Below are 22,045 nucleotides of genomic sequence, written 5' to 3'. Positions count from 1 at the left end.
CGGGACAGCCGGCGATTTCGACGTCACAAAATCCTCAAAAACCCGCATCCGGGGCTTTCCAAACCGGGCTCACGTTGATACATACGCCCCGCACCCGATGGCCTCGGCCCGGGTCGCCTTCTCAGGAAGCCCCCGGACGGATCGATCGGCGCCGTTGAAAAGCGTTGGCCGGCCGGCTCAGGCACCCTTTCTGCAAGGCACGCAACGGTTTAACGCGGGGTGGAGCAGCCCGGTAGCTCGTCAGGCTCATAACCTGAAGGTCATAGGTTCAAATCCTATCCCCGCAACCAACGATTCTTGCGAAAGCAAGGCACTTAAAACCCCGGCTTCCGCAAGGATGTCGGGGTTTTTCTTGTTCGCGGCGAACCGAAGGATCGCAGCCAGGTCGCCGCGCAGCACGATCGCAAGTTCGGCTTCGTTAGGCACGAGCGTCACCTGATCGACCAGCGTCCGGAACAGCTCAGCCGCCTCGGCCGTGCCGTCCGCGCTCAGTAGGCTCTCGTAAAGCGCTGCGACCCGCTGGCGGTATATCTCCGCCATGTTCGGATGCAGAAGGGGCGGTGGTTCCTCAGCGTTCGCCAGCAACTCGGTCAGTTCGGCCTTGCGGGCTTCAAGACCACCAATCTTTTCCTTGAGCTGAGCGCCGGGCACACCATCCAGGATGGCTTGGATCGCTCGATCCAAGTCCCGTTGAACGCGTTCCAACTCTTTGCGCTGACTGATGATGTCTGCGCTGCGCTCAATCCGCAGCCGGTTCACCTCGCGAGTAAATTCGTCGCAGAACTCCTTGAACAGCTCGGGCTCCATCAAGTGTGTCCGGAGGCCGCTAAGCACGGAAGCTTCAAGGGCGTCTCGCCTTATGTTCTGGCGGTTTTCGCAGGTGCCCTTATTCCGCGATGTCGCGCAACCAAGCAGATCTTTCGAGATCATCGTATATCCGCCACCACAGCAGCCACACTTCACGAGGCCGGCAAACAGGTGCTTCGGGCGCCGCCGCTCATTCAACGGGTTGTCGCCGGGCTCAGACGCCTCATAGGCGAGTGATTTTTGGCGTGCCTTCACCGCATTCCAAACTTCTTGGTCGATGATGCGCATCTCCGGAACCTCCTGAATCACCCACTCGGATTCAGGATTGAGGCGCGACACCCGCTTTCCCGTATCCGGGTCTTTCAGATAGCGGAGCCGGTTCCAGACGAGGCGCCCGACATAAAGTTCGTTGTTGAGGATGCCGACGCCGCGCTTCGGGTTGCCATGGATCGTTGACGGCCCCCATTCGGCGTTCTGTGGTCCAGGCACGCCTTCCTTATTCAGCTCAAAAGCAATCGCGCGGGACGACTTGCCGGCAATGTAGTCCGCAAAGATACGGCGTACGACGGCAGCTTCCGCCTCGTTAATCGTCCGATCGCCGCGGATCGGCTCGCCATTCGCCGCGAACTGCTTCACCACGTCATACCCAAAGCAGAGCCCACCACCGGACTTGCCATCCGCGACGCGGCCGCGCAGCCCGCGGCGCGTCTTGTCGGCGAGATCCTTCAGGAAGAGGGCGTTCATCGTGCCCTTGAGACCGACGTGCAGATGCGTCACGTCACCCTCCGACAGCGTAACGATACGCACACCGCCGAAGGCCATACGCTTGAACAGTCCGGCGATATCCTCCTGATCGCGGCTCAGGCGATCCATCGCTTCTGCGAGCACGACGACGAATTTGCCGCGCATCGCATCGCTGATCAGTTCCTGAATGCCGGGACGCAACAGCGACGCGCCAGAGATTGCGCGATCGGTATAGCTGTCGACGACCGTCCAGCCTTGCTTCTCGGCGTGCAGGCGGCACAGCCGTAACTGATCCTCGATTGAAGCATCTCGCTGATTGTCAGATGAGTAGCGGGCGTAGAGCGCGACCTTCACGAGGCGGCCTCCTTACTCCGGAAGGCGATCTCGCGTCCGGCTATCAGTTTCGGCTCGAACGAAGTCCCGTGCGGCCTGTCGCGCCAGCAGTCGGACCAGATTGAGGAGGCGTGGATCGGGCTTTGATGACGCAAGCGCAACCGGTTCGCGGGTCGCGTCAGCGACCACAAGAAGCTGTTCGGCTGTTGTACGTCGCGGTCGCGCCACGATCGGGTCCTTGTCCTAGCGCGGAATACCCCGCTTCGCGACAATGATGCCCAGTAACGGTGCATCGGCAAGATGAAAATGTATTGTAAGTCAATGGCCTGTGGCGCATCGGAGCGGATGGTGGCGGGTGACAGCGCATCGGCAGGGCACGGGTCGACCGTCGTCGTAGCCATAATATTTTTGTGATCGCCCCCCTTGGAAGAGGGGCGTCTGGTCATGGTGGCATCCCCCGGCGGCACCCATACCTTCGAGAGGCCATCTTCATTTGGCGAGACCGATAACAGTTCCACCAGCCTTGCGCTCCAAAGAAAATACGGTTATATATCCGGATATAGCACGGAGGGACGCGATGAGCAACAGTGCGCAGAAGAGAGCCCTTGAGAATTATCGGTCCCGCCTGACTAAGCGTGGCATCGCGCGGTTCGAGATCCAGGCGCTCGACGCCGACCGCGATCTGCTTCGATCCCTTGCCCGGAAATTGACGGAGGGCGGTCCGGAAGCCGGGCAGCTTCGCCGGACCATACGGCAGGCAGTGGCGGGTGAGCCTCCGAAAGCGGGCGGTATTCTCGCCGCGCTGCGTCGCTCACCTATGGTCGGCGCGGATCTCGACCTCAGCCGTCCGCGAGAAGAGGGGCGTAAGGTCGATCTGTGACGCGTTACCTCCTTGATACCAATATCATCAGCAACATCATAAAGCCGGAGCCGTCGGACTCGCTGCTGGCTTGGATGGGGGCTCAGAAGGACGACGACCTCTTCATTGCTTCGTTTACCGTCGCCGAAATCCGCCGAGGCATCTTAGAGAAACCAAAGGGCAAGAAGCGCAACAGCCTTGAAACTTGGTTCGCGGGCCCGGAAGGTCCGCAAGCGCTGTTCGCTGGCCGCGTCCTGTCGTTCGACGAGAAAGCTGGCCTCGTGTGGGCACAGCTGATGGCCAACAGCAGAGCCAAAGGCCGTTCGCGAAGCGCGCTAGACACAATCATTGCCGCTGTAGCCGAAGCCAATCAGTGCGTCGTCGTGACCGATAATGAAAAGGACTTCGAGGACATTCAGATCATCAACCCGCTCCGTAGCTCTGGGAGCCAGGAGGTAGGCAGGTGACGATAGCTCGGACGGTCCGGCCGATTCACTTCGGGGATTTCAGCGGCACCGAGTTCGAGCACCTCGTATTCGCCTACCACCTTTGCGACGGCTGGCCTTCCGACGCGTCGAGGTGAATCGCCAGAATTTCTTCCGGCGTTTCATTCACCTCGATGGTCTGGGCGTTGCTGCCGACGAAATCCAGGATCGTCCTTCCGCCTTCGCGCGACATCCCGCCGACCAGCGAGATATTCACGTAGTACGGCTCCGCTTTGCCAAAGCGGGTGCACTTGATCCAGAACTGCATCGCATTCTCCGTAAGCGTCAGGAAGCCGCCCGCAACTCACGTGCGGCCGCAACCATGTTGACGAGGGCCGGACGAACCTCCTCCCATTTGCAAGTTTCCGGTGACGAAGCGCGACAGAAAGATCCGGATCGGCGAAGTCCATTAAGGCCGCGCAGCACTACACGGCCGTCTCCCTGCGTGCGGAAGCCGTCCTGCGAGGCCTAATCGAGGGCTAGGCCCAACCACTCCGCAACAGCTGCCGGTACCCGTGCCTGCCCATCCATCTGGCACGGGAGAGGTGGCTCTCATAGGCAAGGCGTGCACGCTCCGGCTCGCGTTTGGGATCGATCTGCAGCACGATCTCTGCGACTTCTCGCCAGTCGGCGCCTTCTGCGTCTGCATCCAGCATACGCATATAGGTCACCGCATGCTCGCGGTCATACGGGGTCAAGGTCGGTTCGCTCGGTGCGGTGTCGCGTCGCATAGGAGTCTCCCAACTGAAGCTGAGAAGGATTTCTGAAGATTGTGGGCTTTTTATAGTCGTTCTGTCGCCTCCCCATGAAGCCAAGCTCACTCATGGGCAAACGCGAAATTTCGCTGTTGGAAGATGAGCACTACCAGAAACGGAGCCCTGCTCATTGCCGAGATAACGGCGCGACCGTCCACGATATCTCGACGGTGTCGTGTGCGGCGGTGGTTCTGGTGAGCCTGGTCCCTAATAGTTGGGTTATAGCCAGTGGTTTGACGGCACGAGCGAAAGGCATGCTTGGCGCATGAAACCTCGTGCGCTTGTGGCCTGGAATATTCGTCGGATCCGCGTGGATCGCGGCATCTCGCAAGAGAAGTTGGCTTATCAGACCGGGATTGATCGCTCCTACATGTCTAGCCTCGAGCGGCAATCGACAAACCCGACGATCGATCTGCTCGACCGCATCGCCAAAACGCTGGACGTTCATTTGTCGGAATTCTTTGTTCGTCCAGCCAAACGTGCGAAGGCTCCCAAGATATTGCCGAAAGGCCGTAAGCCAGCGCGTCCACGTCGTAGGAAGGAACCCGAAGCGGTGACCGCGGACGTCCTCGGGACCAAGACTGAGATGGTCAAGACAGCCAAACGACCGACGAAACGACCAGGCTGAGGACGCAATGGTTCACATAGAACGAAAGCGTTCCGCAGCTAGCCCGCCTGTCTGCAATAGGCGCACTGTAAGTTCTCTGTCGGGTTAAGCCCGGCAGCGGCCTGCTAGCAAGGGCAGACCAAACGCCATTGGCATTCTCCGCACCAGCGCGACGGATAAATCGTCTCTGAAGACATACCCGATGATGCCTCACGATCACCGAAACATTGTATCTGAAGGCGTAGTGTGCAGTAATCAATGCACACTGATCAGTGTGGCCACGTCCTGAAAAAGGACGGGGCTTTTCGTTGGGCTGCCGTTCAACAGGAGTGCGTGCGACGCTCATCGGTTAGGTTGCGTGCGGAACGTCAATCCGCGTCGTGGGATAAGCCGTTCCTCCAGCAAATAACCAATTGCGCACTTCTGTCGGCTTCAATGTAGGGCAGCGTTAAGCGTCAACCTTCTCTCTCTCTGAGGCAATGAATGTCTTGATTTCATCCGTCAGCCGAAACCATTTGCGATTGTAGCGAACCGCCTCGAAGCGCGTGTGAAGTTCGCGTTCAAGTGATGCCGTGCTTGGGATTGTCAGGTGAATTGTGGGCTCGATATGGGAAGCGGTCCGCAGGGATCCCAATCGACGCTCAAGGCAAGAGGTGAATCCGATCTTTACGAATTCAGGATTGTCGGTGCTGATCAAGTGGACTACCGTCCGGAGGGCTTCACTGTACCACTGTAGATATGGTTGATGATGAGTCGGCACTGGCGACGCACGTCTTCATCGAAGCAATCGGTCCTGGCTGGCCGTTCCTTTGGATATCCGAACGCCACGCGCGCCGCCACCGTCGCCTCACGAGCCTTTGATTGTGTGGGACAGCTCGGAGCATTTGCCTGCGCCTCTCGCAGTGATTTGACCGTGGACACGACATCGTCGATGGAATTGATGGCTCGCTGCTTTAGCAGCTTGTCGTCGAATTCCTCGGTGCCGTCTTCGGATTCTTCCGAGAGCTCCATGTCCATTTCACTGGGATCAAAACGTTCCCATAGCCACCGACGCGCCGTTTCCTTTTTCGCTTTCGCCAGCAGCTTCTTTGCTGCTGTCCGCGGTAGATGGCGCAGATCGTCGTCGTCGCAGAGGATGATCCAGTCCTCGGGCAGCGTGAATGGAGCGCCCAGGCCCATCAAGGTACCAGCTAAAGCCTCAACCGCTTCCTCTCTTTCGAGCATTTTTTACTCCATGGATGCGGGGGACGCGAAATTGCCAGCGGGTAATTATGGGTATTCCAATTCGAACCGTTCGACATCTGCGCCCGTCCTCTTTGCTGGGGAAAACGACAAGCGGAGTGCAGGTATCTACAATTAATAGTGCAAGTCCCTGCTCACCATCACGCGCCGGATGTTGCCGAGGCTGGTCAGGGCGTTCAGCCGGTCTGTCGTGACTGGGGCGAAGCAGGAGCGGGCGCCTTCGATCCTGCCAACGAGGTCACATAATTCATCTCGCGTGAGGTGCATCAAGTTCAGAGACCATCCACGGCTGCGTCTTAGCCGCGGCACGGCTTGCCTTCGATCCCGACCCCACGGCGTCCATGCACCATCTGCGCTCAGTACGAAAGCGTCACCGAGGCCCATCACATCGACCCGTGGGCCGTCCAGTTCGACGCAAGAGAGGCAGAGCCCGTACAGGAGTCGTGCTGGCTCTGTTCGACACGTCACCGCCTGATGCATTATTGAAGCGCTCGTCGAGACCCGGCAGCCTAGGCTTGACGGCGTCGAGACAGACTGGACAAGATCGGGGTGCGGTTTGTTCATCGCTGGCGAAGACCACGTCCTAGATGCGATTTTCGTATTGCAGATAGGGCGCATCCGTTGTCGCGAACCGGGCTCTATGAGCTGCGCTTGCCGACTCCCTTACGGAAACGGGGTCTCGGCCCATGCGGGTAACGATCCCCTTCTGTAATCCGATCTCTGACGTCAAGCCCCCTTTTAGGGCCCGCCACATGTCTCCTTCGAGGATGGAAGCGGTCACGCTTTGCCGGTCGGGTGAAGTCGCAGTTTGACCCGTTGCAGACATCCCGCGATCAGAGATACTCGATGCAAGACGCTATCCGGAATATGACTGTGGGTGCCGTTCTCTACGAACCAATCAACGTATTTAAGCCGATGGGCCGGACATCGGAATAGTCGACGGGCCATTCGAGTACTTGACCGTGGGTGGCGTCAGGTTACCGCTGCCTTTCACTACACGAATGACGGTCGTGCGCCTTTCGAATGGTGATCTGTTCCTGCAGTCGCCGATCAGATTTGATGAGGCGCTGGCAAGCGAACTGCAACGGATGGGGACAATCCGACATCTCGTGTCACCCAACCAGTTTCACTACTCTCATATCGGAGAGTGGTCGAAAGCCTTTCCCGATGCGATCCCATGGGCTTCACCGCGTGTACGCCAAAGAGCGCGCGCTCGGCACATCGATGTCACGTTGCGCGAGACCTCGATTTCGATCCGCCAGAAGAATGGCGGCAAGACATCGACCAGACGCTATTTCCCGGTGGGTACTTCAAAGAGTTCATCTTCTTTCACAAGAAATCGAAGACGCTGGTTCTCACGGACACGATTATCAACATCGAGTTGGACAAGATGCCCGAACCTTGGCGAACGGCTACAAGGCTCAGCGGGATGTACCATCCCCGCGGGCAAATATTCTTTGGCATGCGGCTGCCGCTACTACAAGGCTAAAGCAGCGTTCGCAAAAATCCACTCTTGGCGTCCGGAGCGCATTGTGCTCAGCCATGGCCGGTGTTTCGAGTCTCATGGCGACGAAGTCATCAGGAGGATATTTGGAGGGCCGGCGTCTTGAAAATAAAACTCGTTCGGCCGCGCCGAGAGCCAATTTCCGCGTCTGGGCCCAAGCGGTCCTAACCGCAGCGCAGCAGTCTCCCGCCTTACACAAATGTGCTATCCTTTCGGTCGGAGGCGCCGACCGCGCCCACCTCGATTCAGGACCTCCTCGCTTGCGGCGAGGTGATCCGATGAAACGACGCGAATTCATCAGGCTTGTCGGCGGCGCGGAGCTCGGTCCCGAGGGAATGATGGCCTACCAAGAAACCTTTGTTCAGCGGCACCAACACCGGATCTACGTCCGAGATCACCCCGGGGCGGAAGCGGCGATTATTCTCATGCACGGATTCCCTGACAACGTACACCTGTACGACCGTCTGTCTCCTTACCTCTCGCCGCCGCGCCGGGTCGTGCTATTTGATTTTCTCGGGTGGGGCAGTTCGGATAAGCCGTCCGGCTACCCTTACACCACCGACAATCAAGTTGGTGACCTCGACGCCGTCATAACCCAACTGGGGCTCGGGCAAGTCGTCCTCGTCGCGCACGATGCCTCGGGCCCTCCGGCCATCGATTTGGCACTGGCCCGCCCTGAGCGCGTAGCCGGCCTGGTGTTGTTGAACACGTACTACTGCGAAATGCCGACCCTCCGGCGGCCGGAGGCGATCTGGCTCTTCTCCACGCCGGTGATCAGAAACGTCGCGAGGCCTGTGTCGCGGATGTTCGGGAACTGGCTCTTCCGCCGGATGTACTGGTGGCAGGTCGGGAGGTTCATCCGAGATGCGGATGTCAGACGTGAGTTTGTACCGCTACTCTATCAACAGTTCGACGCCACGCCCAGTGCACGCCCTGCCTTCTTTCGCCTGAACGAGGACTTACTGCCCATGGTCCGATCGCGCGCACAAATGATCCCCAAGCTGAAAGAGTTCAGACGCCCGGTCCGGATCATATTTGGCGACGCCGATCCTTCCCTGAACAGCGGCGTCGCCCGAACCTTCCACGAGTTCCTCCCGGGCTCCGAACTATTCCTGATCCTGGGTGCTCGACACTTCGTCCAACTGGATGAGCCGGAGCAGGTGGCGCGGTTAATCCTGGCCATGCCAGGGCCGCGGAGTACGACGGCCTAGTGCCGGTAACAGAATCGGCCACCGAACCCGGCGCGCATTTAGCTTCGTATGTCGATCGCATCGTCAAAGTCGGGAAACCCTACCGACTCACAAGTGCAGGCTCCCACGGTGGTGGATCTAGGGTCATGTGTGGGCACCACTTCGCTTCCTCTGAAATGGTAAGGTAGCGGATGCCAGTCTCGGCCTACCTCAAGGCAGCCTTGTTCGTAGTGGCCGCGGCCGCCGCATTGTTCGCGCCAGCCGGGACGGTCGCAATCCTGGGCTTTTGGGCGTATCTCGCAATTTTCGCCGCCGTCATGATCGTTTCGTTCGCGGCACTCGATCCGGACCTCTTGCGCGAACGCATGCGGCCGGGCGGCAAGAAGCCGCCGCTCGCGTTGAGGGTCTTCACGCTGGTTCTGTTCATGCATTGGATCGTTGCCGGGCTCGACCGTGGCCGTTTGCATTGGAGCGACGATGTGCCCGGCTGGCTGCAAGGCATATGCCTGTTCACGTTCGCAGCCGGCTACGCGCTGGCACTATGGGCTATGCACGTCAACCGGTTTTTCTCCTCGGTCATTCGCATCCAGACCGACCGCGGTCAGCGTGTCGTCACCACGGGCCCCTACGCCTTCGTCCGCCATCCCGGATACAGCGGCGGGATTCTGATCATAGCGGCAAGCGGACCCGCACTTGGATCTTGGCTCGCGGCCGCGCTTGTTGTGATCTTCAGCCTGCCGTTTCTGCTCTATCGCATTATCACGGAGGATCGAATTCTTCAGGTAGAGCTTGCGGGCTATTCGGATTACGCCGCGCGGGTCCGATGGCGGCTCGTCCCGGGGATTTGGTGAAAGCCAAACCTCCTTTGGGAAAGCATGCTCCTCACCAAACCGGGCCGTTGCTATCTCAGAGAGGAAGCAAGCGAGCCATGTCTGCAAGTGGGCCCATTTCGGACCCTCGCCTTAGTCCCCCGGATGTCTGCTATCGGAGGAGACTGAGAAATGATGTCTGCGCGGCCAGCTCTTCGGTCGGTCAGGCTCTAGTCTCGGGCATAGACCCGCGACCGGAGCCACCACCGCCGTGATTGAAGCGCAGGATCAGTCGCAGGCCACTATCGAGTTTAAGATGGACGGGACGATTACCTGGACTTCTCTCTGAATTTCGTGTGCACAAAAAACGGTGAAGCTACGCCCTCAAATTTGAGGTTCGCCGTTACCGTTGAAGTTCGCCACTGAACTTGGTGAATGTCCACCATCGGGATTGCGTCTCCTTCGCCGTGAAGATCACTGATCATCTGCTCGAAAGATCGCTGCTTCATGTTCGCGGCCGCTTTGTCGCGATAGACGGCAAGGCCGCCGAACACGCACGGATGTCGCGTATTCCGCCCTTAAATGCGCTTTCAGGGGAAAGCCTTCCCCTACGCCCGAGTCTGAGGTCTCGGCCGACCCCTTCTGTGGGGAGAACCCCACAACGCCCCCTTAGAGTGAGAGGGCGGACGGGCTTCGCCATGACGGGTTGAAGAACGGAGGAGAGGCCTCCAGCGCCTGTCGTGGAGATAACCCATGACCCAAGTCGAAGTTCTGAGCGCCGCCCGCGACCATGTCGGCGGCTACAAGGTGGACGTGACCCGCGGCGAGCGCGTCGGCCGAGTATCGTCGGAATGGTTCTCGCGGCCAGCGGACGAGCGCTATCTATCCTTGTGGACCTCTATGCCACGGTGCGTAGACGGACCGAGCGAAGCTGGACCCGAACGCTCGAGAGCGCTGCGATCCGGGTTGAGGCCGTCGCGACGATGCCGAGCGCCTCGCTCTGCTGCTGCCCGGTTCCGACGCGCCGACTCACTGGAGTTTCGGCCAACTTGTCAGCTTGGTCGGAGCGTCGGCGGCTTACCTCCGTCAGCTTGCGGCGCCCGCTCGCTGGCATCAACCCGCAGTTCGGCCTCAACTCTCATCGGGCGGAGCAGCTCAAGACGCTCGAGATAGAGGATGGTCGCGTCGAGCTTCGCGCCGCTACGGGTCCCGAATATGGCCGTTATCTAAACAATGAAGCTGTCTCACCAGCTTTTCACTGATCCCTTCCCATCGACGTTGAGCCTGACGCCGCCCCGCAAGCGGTGGCGATCTCGTGCGCTCGCGTCGCTCCCAAGGAGCTATCACGATGTCTTTCAGGATGCAGTCCGGAGCGCGTGCCAATGTTTACACGCATATCACCGCCGAGATCATCGCGGCAATCGAGCAAGGTGCAGGCCAGTGGCGTGCGCCGTGGTTCCACAACGGGACGAGTGCTGCCAGCCCAACCAACGTCGCTTCGGGTAAACGCTACCGGGGTATAAACACGGTGGCGCTCTGGGTTGCAGCCACGGCCAGCCATTACAGCGATGGCCTGTGGGGCACCTATCGGCAATGGCGGGACGCTGGCGCGCAGGTGTGCAAGGGCGAACGCGCTACCACTGTTGTGCTGTGGAAGCAGGTCGCTCCGTCCGAGCCGGCTGACGACGATGACGATGGCGCCGATCGGCGGATGTTTGCCCGAGCATTCTCGGTGTTCAACGTCGCTCAGGTGGACGGATACGAGCGCCCGCCGACGAACGTCCTACCAGAGAGCGAGCGCCTGGCGCATGCGGAAGCTTTCATCGCCAACCTCGGGATCAAGACTATATTCGGCGGATCCGAGGCTTACTACCTCCCGTCATCGGACACGGTATTCATGCCGGACTTCGCCTCCTTCCGCGATGCCGCGTCATTCTATGCCGTCTGGCTGCATGAGGACGGCCATGCATCAGGGGCAAAGCACCGCCTTGACCGCGATCTCTCGGGTCGGTTCGGCTCGGCTGCCTATGCCGCCGAGGAATGTTGCGTGGAGATTCTCAGCGGGCTTGTTCTTGCCGATTTGGGCATAGCCCATCATCCGCGTCCCGATCATGCAGCGTATATTGCGTCGTGGATCGAAGTGTTGAAGGACGATCCTCGGGCTATCTTTACTGCCGCCAGCAAGGCGCAGCAGGCCGCCGACTGGATGCACGCGCAGCAGCCCGTATCTGCTGAGGAGCGTCAGACGTCATCCGCAGCCCCCGACGAGACGGACGCATACCAGTCTCATTTTCCTCTTGTCGCTGGCACGTTATAGCAGGGCGCGGACCTGAAGATGCTGGGCGATGACGTTCTCCAGCTGGAGGCCTGCGCGAGGAAGCTACTCGACCGCGCGACCTGATACCCGGAAAGCCGGAGATGCGGAACGGCGTGTCTCCGGTTTCGTGGCTTTCCGTCTTTCCTGATTGCCGGTTTCGCAGCGCTGCCCTTGAGAGGAAGAGGGCGGCGCTGCGCTTCGTGACGGCTTGGAGGCCCAGAGAGGCTTTGGGTCGGGCCGTCGCGGAGTATCACCCATGGCTACTGCCGTTCGGAAGATCACCCTGTCGTCCTCGCGCGACATTCCCTTCAACAAGCTGGTGCTTGGCCAGTCAAACGTCCGGCGTGTGAAGGCCGGCGTTTCCATCGAGGAGCTGGCCGAGGACATCGCCCGCCGCACCTTGCTCCAAAGCCTCAACGTCCGGCCGGTCCTCGACGTCGAAGGCGCCGAGACCGGCATGTTCGAGATCCCGGCCGGCGGGCGTCGCTATCGGGCGCTGCAGCTGCTAGTGAAGCAGAAGCGCCTGGCCAAGACTGCGCCGGTGCCTTGCGTCGTGCGCGATCCGGCGACCGACATTCTCGCCGAGGACGACTCGCTCGCCGAGAACATCCAGCGCGCGCCGCTGCACCCGCTCGACCAGTTCCGTGCCTTCCAGGCTCTGCGCGAGAAGGGGCAGTCCGAGGAGGACATCGCCGCCGCCTTCTTCACGTCGGTCAACGTGGTGAAGCAGCGCCTGCGCCTCGCCTCGGTTTCGCCCGCGCTGCTCGATGTCTATGCCGAGGACGGCATGTCGCTCGAGCAGTTGATGGCGTTCCCCGTCACCGCGGATCACGGCCGCCAAGAGCAGGTCTGGCAAGCTATCTCCGGCTCCTGGCAGAAGGAGCCCTACCAGATCCGCCGCATGTTGACGGAAAAGACGGTGCGTGCCTCCGACCGGCGGGCCGTGTTTGTCGGCCTCGACGTATACGAGGCGGCCGGGGGCGTGCTGCTGCGCGACCTGTTCCAGTCCGACGACGGCGGCTGGCTGGAGGACGTCGCTCTGCTCGACCGTCTGGTCGCCGAGAAGTTGAAGGCAGAGGCGGAAACGATCGCCGCCGAAGGCTGGAAGTGGATCGAGGTCGCGATCGACTTCCCCTACGGGCATGCTCGTGGTTTGCGCGAGCTGGACGGCGTACCCGCCGGTCTCACCGCCGACGAGCAGGCGACCATCGAGGCGCTCAAGGCCGAATTTGCCAGGCTCGAAGCCGAGCATGACGGCGCGGATGAGCTTCCCGACGAGGTTGACCAGCGACTTGGCGAAATCGAGACGGCTCTCGCCGTCTTCGACGATCGACCCATCAGTTATCAGCCTGCCGACATCGCCCGCGCGGGTGTGTTCGTCGGCATCGACGCCGAAGGCGCGCTCTTGGTTGATCGCGGTTACGTCCGGCCTGAGGACGAGCCGCCCGTGACCGAGCCAGAGCAGGGCAGCGATGGCGGACCCGCTGCCGCGCCCCTCGACGGCGCCGAACCATCAGCGCCGGGAATCCAGCGCGCCGTCATCACCATCGGCGGGCAGGTCGCGGAGGCAGAGGACGAGGATGATGATGCGGTGAAGCCGCTGCCGGACCGCCTGCTGACCGAGCTCACGGCGGAGCGAACTTTGGCGCTGCGCGACAGGCTGGCGATCACGCCTTCGGTCGCTTTCCAGGCAGTGCTGTACAAGTTCTGCCTCGACGTCTTCTCCCGCTATTCCTCCTACGGGACGGCGATGGAGGTATCGGTGCGCAACGCCAGCTTCCCGGTGCAGGCGCAAGGGCTGAAGGACACACCGGCCGCCAAAGCGATCGACGGGCGCCACAAGACCTGGGAGGAGCGCCTGCCGAAAGACAAGGTCGATCTCTGGGACTGGCTCACCGGTCTGACGGGCGACGAGCAGGCGGCGCTCTTTGCACACTGCGCCTCATTCGGCGTCAACGCGCTCTACGAGAAGGGCGACCGCTACGGCGGCGGCGCCACGCCGCACACCGTAGAGCAGCGGATCACTGAGGCCGATCGCATTGCCCGGGCCGTCGACCTCGACATGGTGGCGTCCGGTTGGCGCCCAACCGTCGAGAACTATCTCGGCCGCCTGCCGAAGCGCCGCATCCTGGAGGCGGTGCGGGAGGGTGCCGGCGAGCGGGCCGCGCAGCTCATCGATCATCTGAAGAAGGGCGACATGGCCAAGGAGGCCGAACGGCTCCTGGCCGAGACCAGCTGGCTGCCCGAGCCCCTGCGGATGCCCGACGCCCAACTGGCGGCGGCTGTCGATGCCGCGGAGCCCGAGGGCGATGGCGATGCGCTGCCGGAATTCCTCGCCGGCGACGAGGAGGAAACCTCGGCCGATGAAGCGGGCGAGCCGCACATGATCGCGGCTGAATAACTCGACTGCGCGGGATGGCCGAAGCCGTCCCGCGTCTTTTCATTGCCATTCACCCCAAAGCCCTGGCGTAAGCCGGGCTTTTGCATTCTGGAGGCTCTCGTGCCCCTCTTCACCATCGAGACGACCTATCATTTGCCGATCTATCGGCAGCGAACTTACGACGCCGAAACGCTCGACCAAGCCTGCGATCTTGCGATCGCCGACGAGGGCTGGGACGGCAACAAGTCGGACGTTGAATCGTCTGGTGAGACCTATGTTACCGGTGCCTGGGAAGGCCGCGACGCTGCCTATAGCGGCCGGCACCTGCCGTTTGCCTCACGTTTCGGCGAGCAGGTCCAGCGCAAGGCCGGCCATTTCGAGGTGCTGCTCGGCCTGCTCAAGATACTCACGCACCTGCCGGAAGCAGGCTCAGTGGATGTCGAGCTTTGGCGCCGGCGGGCGGACGCCGCCATCGCCAAAGCCGAGGCCATTCTCGCGGGCGAAGACGACCCGATCGAGGGAGCTGCGTCATGACGAAACACATCGTCACTGTCGTCGAAGCCGATGCGAGCTACCTCGCGGAAGCGGCCGCCGCCGCTGACGATGGTCAGGCCTCGCCATCTCGGCCGTTCGGATCCTGAGGAACGCTCTGTGCGCGGCGCGCCGCCATCCGGTGGCGCGCCGTTTCTCATGTCGGGCACGGCCTTGATGCTGAGAGGGAGAGGACGGCCGGGACGGGTTTGAGCCGGCGCGGTCAGAGAGAGCGCCGATCGGCTCGCCCGTTCCCGCTCTCCTGAAGGCTTCCTCCATGACTGACCTTTCCCCGATCGCGGCCGACCCGGCCGCTCCGATCTCGCCTGTTCGCGCTCCCGAGGGCGCCAGTGTCATCATCGCTGCGGCTGAGCAGCTCCTGCCGCATCTCGAACGTGGCCAGCGTATCGACACCGCGATTCTCCGCGCCGCCATGGAAGCGGCCTTCGGCGCATCCGACGCGACAGGCGCCTGGGACTGGAAGATGGCCTATGACGCTTGCGAGGCCGCCACCGTCCTGTTTCTGCGCAAATACGGAAAGGCGCTCTTCCGCAAAGCTGATTCAGCGGCTTCACGACTTTTCGCTTTGGACAAGATCGCGGGGCTTCTGCCGACCCACACGCGCCGCTCTGCCGAGAGCGAGGCTTTCCAGCAATTGCCTCGGCCCTGGCGCGTCTTGCCGATGGCGGCCGGCTGGTCACGATATCAGGCGCCAACTTCTCTCCCGAAGCCTCGGTCTGGCGCGACGCCTTCGTCCGGTTGCAGGAACGCGGCCGCGTGGTGTTCACCGCCGCGATCGCCGGCGCGGTCTATGCCAAGCACGGCATCACGATCGAGACGCGCCTGACGATCATCGACAAGGTGCCGGCCGATGACCCGAACACGTTCCCGGAGTCGCCGAGAATGGCGCCCGACGTTCCAACGCTGCTCCGCTGGATCGGTGAACACGTTCCACCTCGTCTGAGCGTCGCATCAATTGGCGCGCGTCCCATGTCAGCAGCGCCGGCGCCTCGCAGCGTGCGCGGCTATCTCGCGCGGCCGGCCGGGCGGCTGGCCAAGGCCTCGGTCGTTGACCCCGAAGCGGTTGACCTCGTTTATGAGACGACCGATTGGACGCCGCCCGAGGACGCGCATCTCAGCGAGGCCATCTACGAAGAGTACCGGCTCCAATCGATCCGGATCCCCGGCGCGCAGGCGCACCCGACCAAGCTGGTGCAGTCGGCCGCGATGGCCTCGGTCGCGCCGCCGAAGCCGAGCTATCGGCCGCGCCTGCCGGCGAACCTCGTCAGCGACGGCATTCTGTCCGACGCCCAGCTTGAGACGGTGATCTATGCCGGCGAAGCGCATGATAACTATCTCGCCGGTGCCTGGACCGTTGACGAGACCTTCGACCTCGTCACGGCCGCCCGCGACGACGCACCGAACGCCGTCCGCTTCCGTCGCGGCTTCATGCTCGGTGACGGGACCGGCGCCGGCAAGGGTCGCCAGTCCGCCGGCATCATCCTCGACAACTGGCTGCAGGGCCGGCGCAAGGCGGTCTGGATCTCGAAGTCCGACAAGCTGCTCGAGGACGCGCAGCGCGACTGGTCGGCGCTCGGCATGGAGCGTCTGCTGGTCACGCCGCTCTCGCGCTTCCCTCAGGGGCGCGAGATCCGGTTGGCCGAAGGCGTCCTATTTTTAACCTACGCTACGCTGCGGTCCGACGACCGCGGCGAGAAGCTTTCGCGCGTCCGGCAAATTGTTCAATGGTTGGGCTCCGACTTCGACGGCGTCATCATTTTCGACGAGAGCCATGCCATGCAGAATGCCGGTGGCGGCAAGGGCGAGCGGGGCGATGTCGCGCCTTCGCAGCAGGGCCGTGCGGGCCTGCGCCTGCAGCATGCGCTGCCCGATGCCCGCGTCGTCTATGTCTCGGCGACCGGCGCCACCACGGTCCACAATCTCGCCTACGCCCAGCGGCTCGGCCTGTGGGGCGGCGAGGATTTTCCGTTCGCCACGCGCGCCGAGTTCGTCGAGGCGATCGAGGAGGGCGGCGTCGCGGCAATGGAGGTGCTCTCGCGCGATCTCCGGTCGCTCGGTCTCTACACCGCCCGCTCGCTCTCCTACGACGGTGTCGAGTATGAACTGGTCGAGCACCAGCTCACCGACGAGCAGCGGCGCATCTATGACGCCTACGCCGGTGCGTTCGCCATCATTCACAATCATCTCGACGCGGCAATGCAGGCCGCCAACATCACCGGCGAGACCGGCACGCTCAATCGCCAGGCGAAGTCGGCCGCGCGCTCGGCCTTCGAGTCCGCCAAGCAGCGCTTCTTCGGTCACCTGCTCACCAGCATGAAGACACCGACCCTGGTTCGCTCGATTGAGCGGGACCTGGCCGAGGGCCATGCCGCCGTGATCCAGATCGTGTCGACCGGCGAGGCGCTGATGGAGCGCCGGCTCGCCGAAATTCCACCTGAGGAATGGAACGACGTGCGCGTGGACATCACGCCGCGCGAGTACGTGTTGGATTACCTCGCCCATTCCTTCCCGGTGCAGCTCTATGAGCCCTTCACCGACGCCGAGGGCAATCTCTCGTCGCGGCCCGTCTTCCGCGACGGCCAGCCGGTCGAGAGCCGCGAGGCCGTCGGCCGCCGTAATGAGCTGATCGAACGGCTCGCTTCACTGCCGCCGGTTCCCGGCGCGCTCGACCAGATCGTGCAGCGTTTTGGCACGGACCTTGTGGCGGAGGTGACCGGACGTTCGCGGCGCGTGGTGCGCCGGAGTGACCGCCTTGCCGTCGAGAACCGCTCGGCCTCCGCCAATCTCGCAGAGACCGCCGCCTTCATGGACGACTTGAAGCAAGTGCTTGTCTTCTCGGAAGCCGGCGGCACGGGTCGCAGCTACCACGCCGAGCTCTCTGCGCGGAATAGCCGGCTTCGCGTCCATTATTTGCTCGAGCCGGGCTGGAAGGCCGACGCCGCGATCCAGGGCCTCGGTCGAACGAACCGCACCAACCAGGTGCAACCACCGCTGTTCCGCCCCGTGGCAACCGACGTGAAGGCGGAGAAGCGATTCCTCTCGACCATTGCCCGCCGGCTCGACACGCTCGGTGCCATCACGCGCGGCCAGCGCCAGACCGGCGGCCAGGGCCTGTTCCGGCCCGAGGACAATCTTGAGAGCCACTACGCCCGGGATGCGCTGCGGCAGCTCTATCTGCTGCTCGCGCGCGGCAAGCTAGAAGGCTGCTCGCTCCAGACCTTCGAGGACGCCACGGGCTTGAAGCTCGTGGACGACAACGGCATCAAGGACGAGCTGCCGCCGATCACGACGTTCCTCAACCGCCTGCTCGCGCTCACCATCGACCTGCAAGGTCTGCTGTTCACGGCCTTCGAGCAGTTGCTGAACGCCAAGGTCGAGGGCGCCATCGCCAGCGGCGTCTACGACGTCGGCCTGGAGACACTGCAGGCCGAGAGCTTTGTCGTCGCCGATCGGCACCCGATCTACACGTATCCCGCGACCGGGGCAGAAACCCGGCTGCTCACGATCACGGAACGCCGGCGCAATCGCCCCATGACGCTGGATCAAGCGCTCGATCGTCTCGCCGATCCTCTAGCGGTACTGCTGGTCAACGCGCGCTCGGGGCGCGCCGCGGTGCAGATTCCGGCGCCGAGCTTCATGCTCGATGACGGCGAGATCGAACGCCGCGTCCGGCTGATCCGCCCGATGGAGCACCATCATGCTTCGATGAAGATGATGGACGAAAGCCACTGGCAGCCGGCGGATCACGAGACGTTCGCCGCAGCATGGAACGGCGAATTCCTCGACGTCCCCGAGTTCGCCGAGAACACACTGCACATTGTCGCGGGCTTGCTGTTGCCGATCTGGAAGCGTCTGCCGAACGAGTCGTCCCGGATCTATCGGCTTCAGACCGAGGATGGCGAACGCATCATCGGTCGCAGGGTCTCGCCGGCCTGGGCGGCGAACGCTTGCCCGGCAGCGACCTGCAGCTTGACCCCACACGAGGCTTTCTCGGCGCTGATGGAGGGGCGCACCGTCCTTAACCTCGCCGAGGATCTGCAGCTCCGTCGCGTCCGCGTGATGGGCGCCCATCGCATCGAGCTGTCCGGCTTCACCGATGCGATGCGTGAGCGGCTGCGCGCGTACGGCCTCTTCAGCGAGATCATCTCGTGGAAGCTGCGCATGTTCGTGCCGACCAACGAGACCGGTGCCGCGGTGCTGGCAAAGGTGCTCGACCATTATCCGGTCGCGCGCGTCAGTGAGCGGGAAGCCGCCTGATGGCCCGCGACGACGCATCCGAACTGGCCCGCCGTCTCGCGCGTGACGCCGAGGCGGTGTGCCGCCATTACCTGTCCAATGGGCGGCGCCAGGGCCGCTACTGGACGGTAGGCGACGTCCGCAATACGCACGGCCGGTCGATGTTCGTCCGGCTCAGCGGACCGGAATCTGGCCCTGGCGCCGCCGGGCACTGGCGAGATGCCGCCTCGGCCGAACATGGCGACCTCCTCGACGTGATCCGCGAGAGCTGCGGTTTCACTCACTTTCGCGACGTCGCCAATGAGGCCCGACGCTTTCTAAGTCTGCCGCGTCCAGAACTGGAGGTAGAGCTAAATCGGCCCCCGTCACGAAAATCGCCCGCGCCACTCGGGTCGCCAGAGGCGGCGCGGCGGCTCTTCGGCGTGTCGCGGCCGATCGCAGGCACGCTCGCAGAAACGTATCTTCGCAATCGCGGCATTACGGCTTTGCACGAAACCGGATGTCTGCGTTTTCACCCGCGTTGCTACTACCGACCCGACGACCACGGCCCGACCGAGACCTGGCCGGCGATGATCGCCGCCGTCACCGATTTCTCAGGCCACCTGACCGGCGCGCATCGCACCTGGCTTGACCCCGGTGGCTTCAGCGAGACATCACTCGGCAAGGCGCTGATCGACACGCCGAAACGAGCGATGGGCGACCTGCTTGGTCACGCCGTTCGATTTGGCGTAGCCGGCGAAGTGATGGCGGCCGGCGAGGGCATTGAGACGATGCTGTCGCTCCGTTGTGCTTTGCCGACCATGCCGATGGTCGCAGCCCTCTCGGCGGCGCATCTTTCTGCCATCCTCTTTCCGGACACGCTCCGCCGGCTCTACATCGCCCGCGACGACGATCCTGCCGGTGACGGCGCCATGACGGCCTTGATCGATCGGGCGCAGGCGGTCGGGATTGAAGCAATCGTGATCTCGCCGCGGCTTGGTGACTTCAACGAGGATCTTCGCCTGCTCGGATTTGACGCCCTTCGGGCCACAAGCCGCGTGCAGATCGCAGTGCAGGACGTCGCGCGCTTTGTGGAGCTGGAGGCATAACCGTAACGGGATGAGGGGCGATGCGGCCGCTTCGTTACCGCGAGGCCGGTAGTCCTGCTTCCCCTCGGCGCCGGAAAGGACCGCCCCACGACCTTCTGAGAGGGCGATCGGGCGGCAAGCGGCCCGGACCGGCAACCTCGTGGGCCGACTATTTTCCGTCGGCGGCTGAGCCGCCTTTACATCGCGAGGCAAAATAGTCGGCCCCCTTCGGTCCTCCGCTAACGCTCCGGCCCTCCGCTGCGCTGCGGGTGCAAGTCCGTTCCGCCCGCCGCCTTCGTCGCCATGAAGGCCGCGATGGGCGCGGTCGACCCGACGAGAGGAAAGCCGCAATGACCACCAACCGAGGCGACGATTTCGAGCCGCACCACGACTCATCTCCGACCGATCAAGTCCTCCAGGAACTTCAGCTCCATGGCTACCGTCCCTTCCACGATGAGCCCGATCCCCGGCGGCTCCCTGAGGCGCGAGTCCTCGTCGGCAGCATCGTCGACATCTTCGATGCCCTCGTGGTGGCGCTGTCCGATACCCGTCTTGAGCCCGACCTCGAAGACCTGCTCTGGTCGACAGTGAACGTCTTCCATCGTGCCATCGACAGGATCGAGCGCGAGCTCGACGACAACGAACTGGCGCAGCAGCGCTCGCAGCGGGAGCAGGATGGTAGCGAGATCAAATCCGTCGAGCTGGAACGACTGACAGCGGAGGGGCAGACGCTGATCGAGCGACGCAACGCCTTCGAGCTGATGCGCGACCAGGCCGCCGATGAGTTCGAACGCCACACCCATTCCGTCTGGCGACCGCGCAACGGGTCGAAGGTCAACCACCGCAATCTGACCTCCGCGATGATCGACAGCCGCGACTTCCTGGTTGCGAAGAAGCGCGCCGACCATCAGCTGCTCATGCCGCCCGGCCCGAAAGTCGCGCTGACCGGTGGTCTCGACTTCAACGATCACCGGTTGATCTGGGCCAAGCTGGACCAGGTGCACGCCAAGCATGCGGACATGGTGTTGCTGCACGGCGGATCGCCCAAGGGCGCCGAGTTGATCGCCGCCAAGTGGGCCGACAATCGCAAGGTTCCGCAGATCGCCTTCAAGCCCGACTGGACCAAGCATGCCAAGGCCGCTCCGTTCAAGCGCAACGACGCGATGCTCAACGAGTTGCCGATCGGGGTGATGCATTTCCCGGGCACGGGAATCCAGGACAATCTCGCCGACAAGGCGAAGAAGCTCGGCATCCCGGTCTGGAGGTTCGGCGGCGCATAGCGCCGCTCTCGCCGCAATGCGTAGTGACTTGAGAGCGGAAAGGCGGATCGCCGGCTTTCCGCAAACCCACTTTTCAGTCCGGCTCACCCGTTACGGCGATCCGTGCCGCACGGGCATAGTGCGCCAACTCCGCATCGTTCTCGATCAGCTCGTCGAGCAGCGCCTTCATGTCGCTCTGGTCAGACACAGATTGAAGCGGCCCCGGCTGCCGCTCGATCGCCAGCACCGCAATGGCGAGCGCCTTCTTTACCAGGTGCAGGTCGCGCCCCGTGAATTCCGCCATGGCGCCTCACTCCATCATGCCAAGTCGCAATACACCTTAGCCGATCGGCCAACGGCTGGAGAGAGCGGCGATATGCGCCGTTGCTGCAGGTTCAGAGGCACGTCTCCTGCCGGCGGGCGCCACCCCGCGTCTATCGGCGCTGATCCTTGGTCGGACCGAGAGGCCTGACGCCATCAATCCACAAGGGGTCGGCTTACGCCTGAGCGTGCCGGCGCTCCGTCTTCGTCTGCGCGGTGATTGCGGCCCTCGGCCCGACACATCGGGCGCCTGTCGCGCGGGGATCGTCCCCGCTTCAGCACAGGAGCCGGATCAATGTCTCAAGCCCTCGCATTCGCTAATGGCGGGAATCTCGCCACCACTCTCATGGTCTGTGTCGTCGTCTTCCAGTCTGGTACAGGCGCCTACGGCGTCATGCCGTCCGGTGAGTACGATGGCGATCCCGCCGCCATCGTTCACGAATTCGATCCCTTCCAACCATGAAGGTGCATCGCTACGCGAGTTGGACTGCGCAAGGCCAGCGGGATTATCGCTCCCGCTGGCACCTGTCTGCAGCTATACTCATTTTCGCGCCGTGGTGGTGGTGGAAGGCGCGACC

General features: G+C 62.6%; 16 protein-coding genes, 1 tRNA gene and 3 pseudogenes. 15 read left to right on the top strand and 5 right to left on the bottom strand.

Annotated elements, in window-relative coordinates; all coding sequences use genetic code 11:
• Window positions 1–213 precede the first annotated feature (213 nt).
• Window positions 214–290, top strand: a tRNA-Met gene (locus I6F38_RS12045).
• Here I6F38_RS12045 and I6F38_RS12040 read toward each other — a convergent pair.
• The gene (locus I6F38_RS12040) at window positions 247–1,905 is read right to left on the bottom strand and encodes a recombinase family protein (RefSeq protein WP_225160511.1); all 1,659 of its coding nucleotides are present in this window, start codon (window positions 1,903–1,905) and stop codon (window positions 247–249) included. The two genes, I6F38_RS12045 and I6F38_RS12040, sit on opposite strands and share 44 nt — an antisense overlap.
• A 556-nt stretch (window positions 1,906–2,461) precedes the next feature.
• Between I6F38_RS12040 and I6F38_RS12035 the strand changes: the two genes are divergently transcribed.
• Together I6F38_RS12035 and I6F38_RS12030 are read left to right on the top strand one after the other, a co-directional pair.
• On the top strand, window positions 2,462–2,764 hold the full coding sequence (locus I6F38_RS12035; protein WP_225160462.1) for a hypothetical protein: 303 nt from the start codon (window positions 2,462–2,464) through the stop codon (window positions 2,762–2,764).
• A complete protein-coding gene (locus I6F38_RS12030) occupies window positions 2,761–3,210 on the top strand; it encodes a PIN domain-containing protein (RefSeq protein ID WP_225160461.1) in 450 nt (149 codons plus the stop codon). The genes I6F38_RS12035 and I6F38_RS12030 overlap by 4 nt, the downstream gene beginning before the upstream one ends.
• Window positions 3,211–3,283: 73 nt before the next feature.
• Here I6F38_RS12030 and I6F38_RS12025 read toward each other — a convergent pair whose 3' ends face one another.
• On the bottom strand, window positions 3,284–3,496 hold the full coding sequence (locus tag I6F38_RS12025; protein ID WP_225160460.1) for a hypothetical protein: 213 nt from the start codon (window positions 3,494–3,496) through the stop codon (window positions 3,284–3,286).
• Between the two features lie 211 nt (window positions 3,497–3,707).
• Entirely contained in the window at window positions 3,708–3,959 is a 252-nt protein-coding gene (locus I6F38_RS12020; RefSeq protein ID WP_225160459.1) for a DUF2285 domain-containing protein, read from the bottom strand.
• A 289-nt stretch (window positions 3,960–4,248) separates the two neighbouring features.
• On the opposite strand from I6F38_RS12020, the pseudogene I6F38_RS12015 reads away from it, so the two are divergent.
• Window positions 4,249–4,527 (top strand): annotated as a pseudogene (locus I6F38_RS12015) (helix-turn-helix transcriptional regulator); the annotation flags it as partial.
• Window positions 4,528–5,292: 765 nt separating this feature from the next.
• Here I6F38_RS12015 and I6F38_RS12005 read toward each other — a convergent pair.
• A complete protein-coding gene (locus I6F38_RS12005; protein ID WP_225160457.1) occupies window positions 5,293–5,814 on the bottom strand; it encodes a hypothetical protein in 522 nt (173 codons plus the stop codon).
• A gap of 1,195 nt (window positions 5,815–7,009) precedes the next feature.
• On the opposite strand from I6F38_RS12005, the gene I6F38_RS12000 reads away from it, so the two are divergent.
• From I6F38_RS12000 to I6F38_RS11955, 10 genes and pseudogenes are all read left to right on the top strand, one after another.
• Window positions 7,010–7,321 carry a DUF4336 domain-containing protein gene (locus tag I6F38_RS12000; RefSeq protein WP_225160456.1) on the top strand — a complete coding sequence of 104 codons (312 nt, stop codon included), beginning with the start codon at window positions 7,010–7,012 and terminating at the stop codon, window positions 7,319–7,321.
• A gap of 293 nt (window positions 7,322–7,614) precedes the next feature.
• Window positions 7,615–8,547, top strand: a complete 933-nt coding sequence (locus I6F38_RS11995; protein WP_225160455.1) for an alpha/beta hydrolase — start codon at window positions 7,615–7,617, stop codon at window positions 8,545–8,547.
• Window positions 8,548–8,717: 170 nt separating this feature from the next.
• Window positions 8,718–9,377 (top strand): isoprenylcysteine carboxylmethyltransferase family protein, encoded by a 660-nt coding sequence (locus I6F38_RS11990; protein WP_225160454.1) that lies wholly within the window; start codon window positions 8,718–8,720, stop codon window positions 9,375–9,377.
• Window positions 9,378–10,088: 711 nt separating this feature from the next.
• Window positions 10,089–10,579 (top strand): annotated as a pseudogene (locus tag I6F38_RS11985) (DUF932 domain-containing protein); the annotation flags it as partial.
• Window positions 10,580–10,683: 104 nt separating this feature from the next.
• Window positions 10,684–11,652, top strand: coding sequence for a zincin-like metallopeptidase domain-containing protein (locus I6F38_RS11980; RefSeq protein ID WP_225160453.1), 969 nt, complete (start codon window positions 10,684–10,686; stop codon window positions 11,650–11,652).
• A 256-nt stretch (window positions 11,653–11,908) separates the two neighbouring features.
• A complete protein-coding gene (locus tag I6F38_RS11975) occupies window positions 11,909–14,053 on the top strand; it encodes a ParB/RepB/Spo0J family partition protein (protein ID WP_225160452.1) in 2,145 nt (714 codons plus the stop codon).
• Window positions 14,054–14,152: 99 nt separating this feature from the next.
• Window positions 14,153–14,566: a hypothetical protein gene (locus I6F38_RS11970; protein WP_225160510.1), complete on the top strand. Its 414-nt coding sequence runs from the start codon at window positions 14,153–14,155 to the stop codon at window positions 14,564–14,566.
• Window positions 14,567–14,840: 274 nt separating this feature from the next.
• Window positions 14,841–18,841: pseudogene (locus I6F38_RS11965) on the top strand (strawberry notch family protein).
• Window positions 18,841–19,908, top strand: a complete 1,068-nt coding sequence (locus I6F38_RS11960) for a toprim domain-containing protein (protein WP_225160451.1) — start codon at window positions 18,841–18,843, stop codon at window positions 19,906–19,908. Before I6F38_RS11965 ends, I6F38_RS11960 begins: the two are co-directional and overlap by 1 nt.
• Window positions 19,909–20,237: 329 nt before the next feature.
• A complete protein-coding gene (locus tag I6F38_RS11955) occupies window positions 20,238–21,167 on the top strand; it encodes a DUF2493 domain-containing protein (RefSeq protein WP_225160450.1) in 930 nt (309 codons plus the stop codon).
• Between the two features lie 73 nt (window positions 21,168–21,240).
• On the opposite strand, the gene I6F38_RS11950 is transcribed toward I6F38_RS11955, so the two are convergent.
• Window positions 21,241–21,450: a hypothetical protein gene (locus I6F38_RS11950; protein WP_225160449.1), complete on the bottom strand. Its 210-nt coding sequence runs from the start codon at window positions 21,448–21,450 to the stop codon at window positions 21,241–21,243.
• A 312-nt stretch (window positions 21,451–21,762) separates the two neighbouring features.
• On the opposite strand from I6F38_RS11950, the gene I6F38_RS11945 reads away from it, so the two are divergent.
• Complete coding sequence (locus I6F38_RS11945) at window positions 21,763–21,930, top strand: hypothetical protein (RefSeq protein ID WP_225160448.1); 168 nt, start codon at window positions 21,763–21,765, stop codon at window positions 21,928–21,930.
• Window positions 21,931–22,045 lie beyond the last annotated feature (115 nt).

This window comes from Bradyrhizobium sp. BRP56 (assembly GCF_020194035.1).
Taxonomy (GTDB): domain Bacteria; phylum Pseudomonadota; class Alphaproteobacteria; order Rhizobiales; family Xanthobacteraceae; genus Bradyrhizobium; species Bradyrhizobium australafricanum.
Note: the sequence above shows the minus strand (reverse complement) of the source record. Positions and strands in the feature narration are given on the sequence as shown.